This is a genomic window from Litoreibacter ascidiaceicola, assembly GCF_900129235.1.
In the GTDB taxonomy this organism is placed as follows: domain Bacteria; phylum Pseudomonadota; class Alphaproteobacteria; order Rhodobacterales; family Rhodobacteraceae; genus Litoreibacter; species Litoreibacter ascidiaceicola.
This window is the reverse complement of record NZ_FQUV01000002.1, coordinates 403,399-418,520: the sequence shown is the minus strand read 5'-3', so window position 1 is coordinate 418,520 and position 15,122 is coordinate 403,399. Positions and strand designations below refer to the sequence as shown.

The window sequence follows — 15,122 nt, the reverse complement described above, 5'->3', positions numbered from 1 at the left end:
AGCTCTTAATCTGACGCAAGGAAAGACGCCAATGCCCGAAGTGATTTTCCCCGGACCGGAAGGCCGTCTTGAAGGCCGCTACCACCCCCACAAAGGCAAGCGTGACGCCCCTATCGCGATCATCCTGCACCCGCACCCGCAATTCGGCGGCACGATGAACAACCGCGTGGTCTACAACCTGCACTACACGTTCCATAACATGGGCTTCAACGTGCTGCGGTTTAACTTCCGTGGCGTTGGCCGCAGCCAAGGTGAATACGACCAAGGCATCGGGGAGCTGTCCGACGCGGCCTCTGCGCTCGACTACCTTCAGTCGATGAACCAGAACGCCAAGCACTGCTGGGTTGCTGGGTTCAGTTTCGGCGCGTGGATCGGCATGCAGCTTTTGATGCGCCGCCCGGAGATCACGGGTTTCATCTCGGTCTCGCCGCCCGCTAACATGTACGACTTCTCCTTCCTCGCCCCCTGCCCGGCTTCCGGCCTGATGATCAACGGCCTCGGCGACCGCGTAGCACCGCCGCAGGACACGGTTAATCTGGTGAACAAGCTGCACGAGCAGAAGGGCATCACGATCACCCACCAAGAGGTTGAAGGCGCTGGCCACTTCTTCGAGAATGATCACATGGACACGCTGACCGGCTCGGTCGAGGAATACGTCCAACGTCGTCTTACAGAGAATACCAGATAGCCCTGTGAAGCATCCGTTGGTTACCACGATAGGCAAGCGTTTCAACTCAACTTTTTCAAAGGTGTTTACACGGAAGCAGCCTGCCAAGGAACCTGTGGCACTGGTGGCGATTGCGGCCAATGAGGCAGCGCATATCGCGCAGTTCATTTATCATCACCTTCAGATGGGTTTCAGCCCTATTTGCATCATTACCAATAATTGCACCGATGCAACGCCGGCAATCGTAGATGCGATTGCAAGTGGTCAACGCGGAGTGATGCGCTTGAACGGAGATGCATTCCCGACGAAGCCGAAAGAAAGGTTTTTCCAGCGCGACGCTTACTCGCGCACCTTGTCCATGCTGGAGCGACGTTTTGGCAAAGCTGGATATGGGATGTTTCTTGATATCGACGAGTTTTGGGTTCCGCTCAATGGTACAGTGTCAATTCAAGACTACATCGACAGTCAGGAACGCCCTGACCTTATTGCTTTCAATTGGGTTTTACCCTTCACCGACGCACGGACCTTCACCCTGCCCTTGGGTGGCCCTGTCGACGCGGTCTGCGCAATGCACATCAAGAGCGTTTGGCGTCGTGATCTGCCGCGCACCGGTCTCAATCCTCACCACATTACAAGTTCTGCGATCAAGACGCAGATCGCTGCGTCGGGTTTTCCCCTCGATGATGATTGCAACATGACCACGGGACGCCCTCCGACGCCCGGTAGCGCAGCTGTGATTCACCAAATGTTTAGAAGCCAACCGGAGTACCTTGCCGCGCTTGCGCGAGGCAGGCCAATCGACACGCTTCCTTTTAAGACGAATCGGCCAGGCTACCGGTCGACCATGGTTGCAAGCACCGCCGCTCCTTTGAAACTAGCTCACTCACTGATGGAGCCGTGGGCTGAAGGCTTCGAAGCGTTCGTCGAAAAACACAAATTGGCCGAGGCCATTCAAACTGGTAGGCGAGCAGTCCTTGATCGTGCCCGCACCGCTCTGAAAATCTACAACTCCATGGCTCCGGATGAGAAGGCAACCTTCCAGACGGTATTTCAAGATGTCGACGAACCCCGCGTCTTGGCTGACATTGAGTTTGCAAAGTCCGCAGGACTGTTGGACGGTATTTTTAAAACTGTTCGTCCCACGCCACCCAACCCTCTGGAGGACTAATATGGGCATCACCGAAGACATCGCCGACAACCTTGCCAAGAAAGCAATCGCTGTCGAAAACGAGCTGGATGACGAAAGCGTCATTCCGCATGTCGCGACCCTGATCGGTGCATCTTCGCAAACCACCCAAGAGGCTTTTCTGACCGCCGTGCGTGTCCGCAAAGCCGAAGCGCGGGCTGTGAAGTTCCTGAAGGACAAGCTGGCTGGCAAGCAAGGCGAGAAGCTTCCGACCAGTGGTGATAAGGGCTAAGGTGCGAAGCCTACCGATGGTGATCTTGTGAGCGACAAATTATCCCGGCAATTCGCCTTTCTGAACGAGGCGGACAAACTCAAATCCGTTTTACGTGGCACCACACTTTGCGACAGCTCGCGACAGGAGAACTCGGGCGAGCATAGCTGGCACATAGCTCTTTATGCGATGGTCTTGGCTGAACATGCGGAACGTCCGGTGAATACCGACCGCGTGATAAAGATGCTGCTGCTCCATGATCTGGTGGAAATCGACGCCGGCGACAATCCTATTCACGGCAATCATGATCCCGTCGAGATGGAACGCGTGGAACAAGCCGCCGCCGATCGGATATTTGGCCTGCTCCCTGCCCTACAGGCCGCGGAGTTTCGCGCCCTTTGGAACGAGTTTGAAGCCGCTGAGACGGACGATGCGGTCTTTGCCAAATCCATTGACCGCGTTCAGCCCGTTGTCGCCAATCTTGAAACTGGCGGCGGCACGTGGCCTGAATACAAAGTCACACCAGAACAGCTTGATCGTCGCGTCGGGGTGAAGGTACGTCGTGGTGCGCCTGCCCTTTGGAATCACCTGAAAGCACGCATTGACGCCTGGTTCGACGCACATTAGCGCGATAAACCGCCCGACCTGCGTCATTTCCGTATACAATGGCATACCGTCTTCCCAAGCCATGCAAGGTGCGCTATGAGACGCGCAGTAGATTCCCCATTTGCCGGAGGCGCACATGTCTAAAATTAAGGTAGAAAACCCCGTCGTCGAACTCGACGGTGATGAAATGACCCGCATCATCTGGGACTTCATCAAGAAAAAGCTGATCCTGCCCTATCTGGACGTCGACCTGAAATACTACGACCTTGGCATTCAGGCCCGCGACGACACCAATGACCAAATCACTGTTGATGCCGCCGAAGCGATCAAAAAATACGGCGTTGGCGTCAAGTGTGCGACGATCACCCCTGACGAAGCCCGCGTCGAAGAGTTCGGTCTCAAAGAGATGTGGCGCTCACCCAATGGCACGATCCGCAACATCCTAGGCGGCGTGATCTTCCGCCAGCCGATCATCTGCTCCAACGTGCCGCGTCTGGTTCCCGGCTGGACAAAGCCAATTGTTGTTGGCCGTCACGCATTTGGTGATCAATACCGTGCGACCGACTTCAAATTTCCGACCGGCGGCAAGCTGTCACTGAAATTCGTCGGCGACGACGGTGAAGTGATCGAGCGCGAAGTCTTTGACGCACCGGATTCCGGCGTGGTGATGGCGATGTATAACCTCGACAAGTCGATCATCGACTTTGCCCGTGCGTCGATGAATTATGGTCTGTCGCTGGGCTGGCCGGTCTACCTGTCCACCAAGAACACGATCCTCAAGCAATATGACGGTCGCTTCCTTGAGCTGTTCCAGCACATCTACGAAACAGAGTTCGAAGATAAGTTCAAAGCTGCGGGCATCACCTACGAGCACCGCCTGATCGACGACATGGTCGCTTGCGCCATGAAGTGGAATGGTGGCTATGTCTGGGCCTGCAAAAACTACGACGGTGACGTTCAGTCCGACACCGTTGCACAAGGCTTCGGCTCGCTTGGCCTGATGACATCCGTGCTGATGACGCCAGATGGCAACACCGTGGAGGCCGAAGCTGCGCACGGCACAGTGACCCGTCACTACCGCCAGCACGAGAAGGGCGAAGCCACCTCGACCAACTCCATCGCGTCGATCTATGCGTGGACAGGTGGCTTGAAGCACCGCGCCAAACTGGACAACAACACGCAACTGCAAAACTTTGCAGAAACGCTGGAGAAGGTTGTCGTGGACACCGTAGAAAGCGGCTTCATGACCAAAGACCTCGCCCTGCTTGTGGGTCCGGATCAAAAATGGCTGACCACCGAAGGCTTCCTCGAGAAGATCGACGAGAACCTCAACAAGGCCATGTAAGCTGTTACAATATAACGGAAAAGGGCTAGCGGAAACGCTGGCCCTTTTACACATTCGGGTGGTGGTATTCCTTAAAAATCCGCACTAGCCTATTGGAATTGACCCTTAGCGCGGAGAATTCCAAATGCCCAAGCACTACATCTTTCTGATCGTTGCCGTGCTTGCCGAAACGGTCGGAACATCCTCGGTGCAAGCCTCGCAACAGTTCACCCGATTTTGGCCGTCCGTGCTGGCTTTGGGAAGTTTTGCCATCGCGTTTTACTTCCTGTCCCTCACGCTCAAGGTTTTACCGGTGGGCATCATGTATGCAATGTGGTCGGGACTTGGGATCATTTTCATCGCCATCATAGGCTGGCTCTATTTTGGCCAGAAGCTGGACCTTGCCGCTGTATTCGGCATGTCTTTGATCCTTGCTGGTATCCTCGTCATCAACCTCTTTTCAACTACGGCAACCCATTGAGAATCGCAGCTCTTCTTCTTGCAGGTGGCGCATCCTCACGGATGGGATCACGTGACAAGCTGATGGAAGACATCGAAGGAATTCCACTCGTCCGGCAACGCGCGATAACCTGCATTGCATCATTGGCTGATCGGGTGCGGGCTGTGTTGCCTCCGGATAAGCCATATAGAGCCGAGGCACTCGAAGGACTGGACATCGACATCATCTACAACGAGGGCGCAGAGCATGGGATTTCGCATTCTTTGCGCTGCGGGTTGGTCGGAATTGATGCGGAGGCCGTGCTGATTGTTCTGGCGGATTTGCCTGATATCACAACGGCGGACCTAGATAAGATTATCAAGGCGGCCAAGGCCCACCCGCTTGCAACCATCCTGCGCGGGGCTGATGGCAACGGCAAAGCCGGCCATCCTGTGTTGATCCGGAACGCGTTGTTTGAAGACCTCAAGCAATTGGAGGGCGACACAGGTGCGCAGCCTGTCCTTCGACAGCACAAATCCGACACCGTTCTTGTACCAATTGGAACCGCCGCCTTGCGCGATTTGGACACCCCGGAAGACTGGGAAGATTGGCGTGCCGAACAAGAGACATAGCTGGCCAAGCCTTAGAAAGTCAGCGCCTCAAAGCAGCTTTGCCTCATGTGCTTTCAACACCAATCGGGCAGATCCGTAGGCCGCTTGCCCGACGGTGTCGCCTAGATCAGGGAACAGCTCGAAGATTTCGCTTCGTTGTGCCTGCCCCACCCCTTTGAGCGAATAGTCACCGGGCTGGAAGCTTTCGCTCCACGCGCCGTTGGACAGGATCACCTCGTGATTGTCGAATAGGATATGCCAGTAGGTCACGCCCGCAGATGCTTCTAAGATATCCACCCCATCACGCTGGCACAGGTGCTTGGCCGAGGAAAGCACTTCACGTTCCTCGAACAAAACGCCGACTTGCTCGTTCATCAAAAGGACGCGGTGGTTCGGGGAGAGCAGAAGATCGCGCTCCGGCATTCCATGCCCAAGCGATCCGGCCTGCACCAGAACCGGGCGCAAATGCGCATAACGTTGAAGCGCTTTCGCGCCCACGGTCTTTTTGCCAATCCAGCGGATTTGCTGCAAACCATTGTCACGCGTGATGACACGGTCGCCCTCGCGCAGGGCTTCCACCGGCACCTCACCTTTGGGCGTGGCAATCAACGTACCGGACGTGAAGCAGGGGATGATCTGTTCGATCTCCGAGAATTGCAATCGGCCAGACACATTGCCGTTGGTGTCAAGGAACTCCACGGTGCCCGACTGGCTGTCGCCATCGGCATCGGTTGTCAGGTTCACAAAACGTAAAGGACCGCTTCCGGTCAGATCCAGCGTGTCGAAATCGTCGCCATCAGTCCCGCCGTCAATTCGGTCGCCGGAGCCATCTGCCCCGCTTGAAACCACAAATGTATCGCGGTCGTCGCCACCACTGAGTTGGTCTCGCCCTGCACCACCTTCAATCAGGTCATTGCCTGTGCCGCCATCGACGCGGTCGTTGCCTTCGCCGCCGTAAATTGTATCGTCACCAGAGCCGCCATCAATCGTGTCATTCCCTTCACCACCAGAGATGGTGTCGTCGCCTTCTTGGCCGAAGATCACGTCGTCGCCAGTGCCACCATCAATGGTGTCGTCACCCGGTTCGGTCGGAACGATAACCACGTCTTCAATCAAGTTGCCATTCATCGAATAGCCGGTCTGCCCACCGCGTGCGGTCAAGGTGAACTCGATAAATTGCTGCCCTTCGATTTGGGTCGAGAACCACGCATTCTGATCTGACGGGTTCGTATCCCGTCCGCCGGAGGCCGAGATAGTGTTCGCGCCATCCTGGACAATAAGATTGGAATTCTGGGAGATCCCGAAGCCGCTGACGAATTGCTTGGAGATGGTAACGTTTTCGGTGCCATTGCTTGCGCGATCCAAATCCCCAAATGTCCCGACCGTGTTCAATGTCACTGGCTCTCCGGTGTTCTGATTAAAGAACTCCATGCGGATTTCGACAGTTTGTCCGCGCATCGAAGCGTTAAACACACCGTTCAGCAGAATTTCAAACCCGTCTCCTCCGGTCAGATCTACCGTGAGGTTCGGGTTGGACTTCGACAGAAGGGTCAGCTTGACCTTGATCGGCGTACCGTCTTCCAACGTAGTTGCGTCAAGATACTCGACGCTGGTGCCGTCGGCGCTTTCGTTTTGGGCGTTGGCAAACTGGAGCTGCAAAGGGTCCGCATCCTGCGCACCATTGCCGGCGCCGCTGGGACCATAGTCACCATAAACGGTGTCATTGCCGTCGCCAGCATTGATTGTGTCATCTAAACCGTTTCCGGTAATTGTATCGTCAAGATTTGTTCCGTTCAGAACGTCGTCGTTTTCTGTGCCATTGATAGTAGCCAAAACGTATCCCCCAAGGATAAGCAGACATGGCGCGTCAGGAAAATGAGGCGCCTCTTCGTTTAAAGTAGCTCGAATCCATGATTAATCACTAGGTCAAAGCAGTCGAGAGTTTCCCCGTCAAAGCTATGTGAGCCGACTTGATTTAGCCAAATCAAACGAGCAGAGGCCCCAATCCAGGAATGGGGCCTCTCTTTAACACTCGTCGCGTTTCGGGCAGTGCAACCAAGCGCTGCCCGATATCTACCGCTTACTTAAACAGCAGTTTAGCTTCGTGCTTTTTCAGCGTCAGGCGGGCGGAGGCATAAGCCTCACGACCAGCCTCACCCTGCAGCTCTGGGAACAATTCGAAGATTTCGTTCCGCTGCGAGTTGCCGATGCCTTTCAGGCTGTAGTCACCCGGCTGGAAGCTCTCTGTCCACGCGCCGTTCGACAGGACAACTTCGTGGTTGTCGAACATGAAGTGGATGTAGGTGGTTCCCATCGACGCGATGGTCTGAACACCTTCCGACGGGTTGACCAGGTGCTTGGCCGAAACCAGAACCTCGTTCTCGTCGAAGTAAAGAGCAACACGGTCGTTGTTGACCAGCATCCGGTGGTTCGGGCTAACCAGCATATCACGCTCTGGCAGGCCGTTCCCGAGAGAGCCCTTCTGGATCAAGACAGGCTGCAGATGCGGGTTGTTTTGCAACTCGCGACCGTCCATGCGCTTAGCGCCAATCCAACGGATTTCCTGAATGCCGTTGTCACGGGTGATGATCTTGTCGCCGACCATCAGGTCCTCGACAAGGATTTCACCACGTGGCGTTGCAATCGACGTGCCCGGCGTGAAGCAAGGAACGATGCTTTCGATCTCGGAGAACTGAAGCGATCCGATTACCGCACCGCCAACACCGTCGAGGAACTCGACCGTACCGGAAGTGGAGTTTCCGTCTGCATCTGTGGTTTGACCCACAATCCGCAGCGGACCGGAGCCTGTCAGGTCAAGGATGTCGAAATCATCCGCATCACCCGGGGCCGTGGAGCCAGTGCCACCATCGATAACGTCGCCGATGCCATCTTCGGCACTGCTGACAATGATCGTGTCACGATCGCCACCACCATCGATTGTGTCAGCTCCCTGACCACCGATCAGCGTATCGTTTCCGGTGCCACCGTTGATGGTGTCATCGTCCACGCCGCCGTCGATATAGTCATCGCCCGCGTCGCCGTTGAGGATGTCGTCGTCGTCAGCGCCAAAGATCGTGTCGTTGCCGTCGCCGCCATTGACCACATCCTGACCGTTATCTGTCACCAGATCGCCATCATCATCAGCAATGTCGAGGTTATCAGGCAGACCCAAATCGGGGTCGATACCGGCATAAATGGTGTCGTCACCGTCACCACCGTCGATGGTGTCGGAGCCTTCGCCACCCACGATCCGGTCGTCGCCGTCGCCACCATCAATGGTGTCGCGATCCAGACCGCCGTCGATGATGTCGTCACCCTCGCCACCGAAGATGACATCGTCATCGTCGCCCGTCGTGATGGTGTCGTTACCAGCACCGCCGTCAACGAAGTCTCTGTCGTCGTTCGGGTTTGGATCGCTTGGGAACAGACCGGGGTAGCCCAGATCAGGCAGCGGTGAATGGCCGGAGGTGTTGATGACATCGTCGCCATCGCCGCCCTCGACAGTATCGTTACCGTCATTGGTGGTGATGTTGTCGTTGCCAGCGCCACCAAACACGGTGTCGTCGCCAGAACCAGCTGCAGTGACAGTGTCGTCGCCGTCGCCCAGATCAATCACGTCATCGCCAGAGCCGCCAAGGACTGTGTCGTCCCCGTCACCTGCGTCGATGGTGTCATTGCCCGCCCCGCCGGAGATGGTGTCATCCCCTTCGTTGCCTTGGATGTCGTCGTCGCCGTCATTGCCTTCGATGGTGTCATTGCCCAGACCACCAACAACCGTATCGTCACCGTCGCCAGCTTGGATCGTGTCGTCGCCCTCGCCACCGTCGATGATGTCGTTGTCGTTGCCACCGCCGATGGTGTCATCGCCAGCGCCGCCATCGATGATGTCTTCACCCTGATTGCCACGGATAACGTCGTTACCGTCGTTACCCTCGATGGTGTCGTTGCCTGTCCCGCCGATAATTTCATCGTCGTTATTGGCCCCGATCAGAGTATCGTCGCCAGCACCACCATCCAGCAAGTCGGTTCCCGGCCCGCCCAGAAGCGTGTCGTTACCATCTTCACCGAACAACTGGTCAGCGCCTTGGCCCGCATCCAGCGTGTCGTCGCCGTCGCCACCATAAATAACGTCGTCGCCTTCGCCACCGGACAAGTAATCGTCGCCGGCTTCACCGTAGAGGGTGTCGTCACCTGCTTGACCGTAAACCTCGTCGTCACCTTCGCCAGCCAGCACAGTGTCGTTGCCGTCGCCTGCCAGCACGATGTCGTCCTGTGGGCCTTCGCCCGGCAGGAATTCATCGTTGTTGTCGATCATGTCCCCTTCAGGGTCATCCATGTAGTTGACGTCGATAAGATCGTCACCGGCAGTGCCTTCAACAATGCCGTCGTTCACCTTTACAGTGACAGTCGCGGTATCGAAGCCACCATTGCCATCGGTGATCGTGTAGGTGATCGTCGCCACACCGCCAAAGTCGGCTTCTGGTGTGTAGGACAGAGTGCCATCAGCATTGATAGTCACGTCTCCAACATCCACAGATGCCTCGGTCACGGTCAGATCGTCATTCTCCGGGTCCGTGTCGTTGGCCAGAACCGGGATCACAACAGGCGTCACGTTATTTGTAGACGCTTCGTCATCCACAGCATCGGGGCCGTCATTGACACCCGACACCGTGAAGGTGATCGTTGCCGTGTCGGTGCCGCCATTTCCGTCGGAAACGGTGTAAGTCACGGTGTCTTCACCCGCGAAATCATCATCAGGCGTGTAGGTGATCGTGCCATCGGCATTCAACACCGCTTCGCCGTTTTCGGGCTCCGTGATCTCGGTGATGGTCAGCGTATCGCCATCGACATCCGTGTCATTTTCCAACGGCGAGACGGTGATCTCGGTGTCTTCATCCATGGAGTAGGCATCATCATTCGCAACCGGATCGTCGTTCACCGGTGCCACTTCGATCGTGTGAACCGCGGTGTCTGTGCCGCCGTTGCCGTCGGAGATTTCGTACGAGATCGTCGCTGTGCCGTTGAAGTTTGGCGCGGGCGTGAAGGTCACCGTGCCGTCGCCATTGTCGACCAGCGAGCCTTGATCCGCAGGGACCGTGGCGTTGATGACTGTCAGGTCGTCGCCGTCGTCGTCGGAATCGTTGGCCAGCAGATCAACAGTGACCGGCGTGTCCTCGTCGGTCACGTCGCTGTCGTCTTCAGCCACGGGACCGTCGTTGACTGCACCGACCGAGACGACGGCCTGGCCTTCGTCTTCGCCGCCCTGGCCGTCAACAACCGTGTAGGTGATGGTCGCCGGGCCGTTGAAGTTCGGGGCCGGAGTGAAGGTCACCGTGCCGTCGCCATTGTCGACAACTGTGCCTTGCTCCGCAGGGACCGAGACCGACCCGACGCTCAGCGGGTCGCCGTCAACGTCTGTGTCGTTGGCGATCAGATCAATCGTGATCGCCTCGTCTTCGTCCGTGGTTTCGATGTCATCAACCGCAATCGGGTCGTCGTTCACAGGTGTCACTGTCACGATGACTTCGCCGATATCCGCGCCGCCATTGCCGTCGGTGATACCGTAGGTGATGGTCGCTTCGCCGTTGAAGTTCTCAGCCGGTGTGAACACCAATTGGCCGTCTACAACCTCAACCGTGCCTTGATCCGCTGGAACGCTGGCTGTCGTGATGCTCAGCTCGTCACCTTCGGTGTCAAAGTCGTTGTCCAACACGTCGATCGTAACCGGTGTGTCTTCGTCGGTGGTCGCCGTGTCATCAACAGCCTGAGGGCCGTCATTTACGCCGATAACCTCGACATTCACCACTGCCTCGCCGCTGTCTTCACCACCTTGGCCGTCCTGGACCGTGTAGGTGATTTGCGCGGGGCCCGTGTAGTTCGGGGCCGGAGTGAAGGTCACCGTGCCGTCGCCATTATCGACGACCGTGCCTTGCTCGGGCGGAACCGAAACGGTGCCGATGTTCAACGGATCGCCGTCGACATCTGTGTCGTTGCCGATCAGGTCGATCACAACGGCTTCGTCCTCGAAGGTCTCTGCGATATCGTCAACCGCCACTGGCGCGTCGTTTACCGGGGTCACGTTGACCACATGGATCGCTGTGTCCGTGCCGCCATTGCCGTCGGTGATCGAGTAGCTGATGGTCGCCGTGCCGTTGAAGTTCTCGGCAGGTGTGAACACCACTTGGTTGCCCACGATCTCGACCGTGCCCTGCTCTACAGGAACAGTCGCGCCGGTCACTGTCAGGTCGTCGTTCTCCGGGTCCGTGTCGTTGGCCAGAACATCAACCGTGATCGGTGTGTCCTCATCCGTGGTGCTCTCGTCGTTCACAGCGTCGGGGCCGTCATTGACCGAGCCGACGGTGACCGTAACGGTTGCAGTGTCAGTGCCGCCATTGCCGTCAGAGACGGTGTAGGTGATGGTCGTCTCGCCGTTGAAGTCGTCCTCTGGCGTGAAGGTCAGCGTGCCGTCAGCGTTGATCACAACGTCACCGTCCGGGCTTGTTGCGTCCGTCACTGTCAGATCATCGCCATCCACATCGGTGTCATTGCCGAGCACGGTGATGTCGACAGATGTGTCCTCGTCGGTCGAGGCCACATCATCATTCGCAACCGGATCGTCGTTCACCGGAGTGACAGTGACGTTGACCGTCGCTGTGTCGGTGTTTCCGGCCTCATCTTCAATCGTGTAGGTGATTGTCGTGTCACCATTGAAGTTTTCAGCAGGTGCGAAGGTGATTGAACCATCAGCATTGATTGTCACTTCACCATCTGGCGAGGTGGCATCAATGACAGTCAGGTTATCATTCTCCGGATCTGTGTCGTTGCCCAGCACGTTAATCGTAACGCTGTCATCTTCGTCGACCGTGGCCGAGTCATCGATGGCATCGGGGCCCTGATTGACCAGATCGCCGATGATTTGCTCAATCTCGGTGAACTGAAGGGATCCTGTGACATCGCCATTGCTGTCGAGGAATTCGACCGTCCCCGAGGTGCTGTCGCCGTCAGCATCAACGGTTTCGTTGACGATGCGGAACGGGCCTTCGCCGGTCAGGTCCAGAATGTCGAAGTCGTCACCGCTTGTGCCACCGTCGACCGTATCGCCGTCGTTGCCACCGAGGATTGTATCACGACCAGACCCACCAAGGATCGTGTCGGCACCTTCGCCACCAGTCAGGGTGTCGTCGCCAGCGTCGCCGTAGAGACGGTCATCGCCTGTGCCACCGAACAAGGTGTCGTTGTTGTTCATGCCTTCCAGCACGTCATTGCCAGCGCCACCCGTCAGGACGTCGTCGCCGTCATTGCCGCACAGAATGTCATCGTCGTCGCCGCCGTCGATGGTATCGTTACCGTCGCCGCCAATCAGGAAGTCTTCGCCAGCACCACCTTCGATGGTGTCGTCACCGCCTTGGCCGAAGATGTCGTCATCTCCGGTACCGCCGGACAGGGCGTCGTTGCCCTCGCCGCCTTCGATGCGGTCGTCACCACCTTCACCGAAGATCATGTCATCGCCAGCGCCGCCGTTCAGCGTGTCATTGCCGGATTGGCCGTGGATCCAGTCGTTCCCGTCGCCACCATCAACGGTGTCGTCGCCAGACCCCATCCAGATTTCGTCATTGCCAGCACCACCGGTTGCAGTGTCGTTGCCCGCACCGCCGATAATTGTGTCATTGCCGTCGCCGCCATCCAGCGTGTCATCGCCAGCACCACCTTCGAGTCGGTCATTGCCGCCTTCGCCATAGATGGTGTCATTGCCGTCACCACCGCGCAGCGTGTCATCGCCGTCCGGGCCGTTGTCGACCACTGAGGTATTCGTGTCGAAGAACATGTCCGTGATGCGGACGCCCGAGTTGTTGCCGCCATCTTGGGTATGCTCGACAACGATCCGTGCAACCGGGCCAGCAATACTCACCTGAAGGTTGTACAAATCAGAGTTCGTGTTCGCGTATCCACCGTTGCTGTCGGCGGTGTCGACCCCATTCACACCATCCGAATCGATGAGCGTCAGATTGCTACCACCGGAGAGCTGTACGGGGATCTCGTTGCCATCAGCATCGTACGCCGTCACTTTGACCACGCCGTCGCCGTCGATGTCGTTGATGTTGAAATCTACATCGGTAACCGCGGACGAGAACTCCCACTGGAATTCGCCCCGACCGTTCGAGCCATTGGTGATGGAGGTCAAGCCGCTGTCGGTGTCGACAACTTCGGAGCCGTCGTCAATGCCGTCCACATTCAGCTGTTCATCATTCAGATAGCTATCATGATTGTTTACGTCAGCCGTGCGTGTGAAAGTGACTTCAACATTTCCGGTGTCCTGAACGAATGTAGAATCCACTTCATTCTCGGATTGCAAGTCCCACTCGAAGCTCTCGCGCACAGTCGTGCCTGCGCCAGCGCCGCTGTAGTTGCTATCGCCATAGATGATGTCATCGCCAGTCCCGCCATCGACGGTATCGTCGCCGGAGCCAGCATAGACTTCATCATTGCCTTCGCCCGACGAAATCGTGTCGTCGCCACCGAAGGCGTCCACGATATCGTCATTCGGGCCTTCGCCCGGCAGAATTTCGTCATTGGCGTCAATCATGTCGCCATCCGGATCGCCATCATAGGCCGCGTCGATAACATCTGCACCGGCAGACCCTTCGACAACGCCGTCAAGCTCGTCGACGGCTTCTGGTGTCACGTAGCAAATGTTGTCGATCGCACCCGAGCCGCACAACACTACTTCCATGCGCGCAACGCCGTCTGCATTGATGTTCACAGTCACTTGGCCGTTGTTTGATGTGCAAGGGATTTGAACCGTTTTGATCAACTGACCTGCTTCGTTGTAAAGGCGAACGGTTCCGCCCTCCTCAACGTCGAGCGCGCGGAAGTTTACGACTTCGGAAGGCTCATCAAACTCGAAAATGAATTTGCCGCCACCTGCGTTGTCGTCTGGGTCGTTGCTGTCGCCATCTTCCGACAAAATCAGGACATTGCCCAAATTGTTGGTGTGGAGATCGGAATCTCCACCCGTCGGGTTGTCGGAGTCGAACACCATAGGAGGTGTGGCAGGGTTGCCCGAACTGATGGTCACCCCATTGCTGTTGTATTGGCCGTTAACAATGTCACCGGCTTGCAGGTCTTCAAACGTAAGCAGAACGTTAGGCATTTTCAGTCTCCTATGACTTCACGGATATCGGTCGATGCGCAACCGACCCCGTGAATTCGACAAACTCGTTAGCGCGCACGCGTGAAATCATCCCAACGGAAAAAACGGCGCTAAACGCCGTCAAAACACCCATCAGTACAATCGCTTCAGCCATGAGTAATCCCTTTGGCATCGTGCATTTCGATCTCACCCGTGACTGAGTGAAGACGCCATAACAGCGGCCACACGCCGACGCGGTGCCTAAACAAGGGGATAGTTCGGGCATCCATGCCCAATGTCGGTGACGGATTACGTTCTGCGCCCGTTGTAAACCAACGCGCCACGCAAGCGATCACACGACGTCCCTCGCATCTGGCAGAGATGCGTCATCGTGCGGCCGCCCCCGTGGCCTATGTCTTCACCCCCCAGTTGGGCGTAGTTTGTGATACCGATTAGACAGTCGGGCAAAAAGCAGAATGTTTTGAAGTGGACACAAAAAAGTCCTTTTTTCGGGATGGACCTTTGTTCGAGACCTACTGTTTCAAGGGCGATTAACGCACTGAATGCCAGAGGTCGTATCGAAGCGAGTCGGTCCTTGCGAGAAAGCAGAATGACTTAATTCATAATGTTTTCATTCTGCTAACACCTTCACGCATGGTCGAAACTGCACTTTGCGCCTGCTATAACTCCAGCTACACGAGAGTAGGTAATTTCATACTTTTTGCCCCATTTATGGTTTCTTCCCATTATCTTTTCCCCTTATGAAACGGTGAGACAATCACGCCAGAACCCAAAGGATTGTTTATTAAAAGTTCGATTTCCTCAATTCCTCGAGTCCGATTCGGGGAAGCTGCCCTTGCGGCACCTGAGTCAGCACCTGCCCTATCGTTCTCATAATAGAAACAATCAGTTCCAGCGCGTCAGAATTGTTTCTAAAATCTGCGGCCA

9 protein-coding genes are annotated in these 15,122 nt (G+C 56.5%); 7 read left to right on the top strand and 2 right to left on the bottom strand.

The window, feature by feature from the left end:
* The first annotated feature begins 31 nt into the window (after positions 1 to 31).
* The 7 genes from BUB72_RS05155 to BUB72_RS05125 all read left to right on the top strand — a co-directional run bounded on the left by BUB72_RS05155 (position 32) and on the right by BUB72_RS05125 (position 5,065).
* Positions 32 to 688, top strand: a complete 657-nt coding sequence (locus BUB72_RS05155) for an alpha/beta hydrolase (RefSeq protein WP_073141297.1) — start codon at positions 32 to 34, stop codon at positions 686 to 688.
* Positions 689 to 704: 16 nt separating this feature from the next.
* A complete protein-coding gene (locus BUB72_RS05150; RefSeq protein WP_217653841.1) occupies positions 705 to 1,835 on the top strand; it encodes a glycosyltransferase family 2 protein in 1,131 nt (376 codons plus the stop codon).
* A 1-nt stretch (position 1,836) separates the two neighbouring features.
* Positions 1,837 to 2,085: a hypothetical protein gene (locus BUB72_RS05145; RefSeq protein WP_073141293.1), complete on the top strand. Its 249-nt coding sequence runs from the start codon at positions 1,837 to 1,839 to the stop codon at positions 2,083 to 2,085.
* A 27-nt stretch (positions 2,086 to 2,112) separates the two neighbouring features.
* Entirely contained in the window at positions 2,113 to 2,691 is a 579-nt protein-coding gene (locus BUB72_RS05140; RefSeq protein WP_073141291.1) for an HD domain-containing protein, read from the top strand.
* Between the two features lie 115 nt (positions 2,692 to 2,806).
* The gene (locus tag BUB72_RS05135) at positions 2,807 to 4,015 is read left to right on the top strand and encodes an NADP-dependent isocitrate dehydrogenase (protein ID WP_073141289.1); all 1,209 of its coding nucleotides are present in this window, start codon (positions 2,807 to 2,809) and stop codon (positions 4,013 to 4,015) included.
* A 124-nt stretch (positions 4,016 to 4,139) separates the two neighbouring features.
* The gene (locus BUB72_RS05130) at positions 4,140 to 4,475 is read left to right on the top strand and encodes a DMT family transporter (RefSeq protein ID WP_073141287.1); all 336 of its coding nucleotides are present in this window, start codon (positions 4,140 to 4,142) and stop codon (positions 4,473 to 4,475) included.
* The gene (locus BUB72_RS05125) at positions 4,472 to 5,065 is read left to right on the top strand and encodes a nucleotidyltransferase family protein (protein ID WP_073141286.1); all 594 of its coding nucleotides are present in this window, start codon (positions 4,472 to 4,474) and stop codon (positions 5,063 to 5,065) included. The genes BUB72_RS05130 and BUB72_RS05125 overlap by 4 nt, the downstream gene beginning before the upstream one ends.
* Before the next feature lie 27 nt (positions 5,066 to 5,092).
* Here the strand turns inward: BUB72_RS05125 and BUB72_RS05120 are convergent, their stop codons facing one another.
* Both BUB72_RS05120 and BUB72_RS18510 read right to left on the bottom strand, forming a co-directional pair.
* Positions 5,093 to 6,877, bottom strand: coding sequence for a Hint domain-containing protein (locus tag BUB72_RS05120; protein ID WP_073141284.1), 1,785 nt, complete (start codon positions 6,875 to 6,877; stop codon positions 5,093 to 5,095).
* Positions 6,878 to 7,124: 247 nt separating this feature from the next.
* Positions 7,125 to 14,195: a cadherin-like domain-containing protein gene (locus BUB72_RS18510; RefSeq protein ID WP_083588569.1), complete on the bottom strand. Its 7,071-nt coding sequence runs from the start codon at positions 14,193 to 14,195 to the stop codon at positions 7,125 to 7,127.
* Between the last annotated feature and the right edge of the window lie 927 nt (positions 14,196 to 15,122).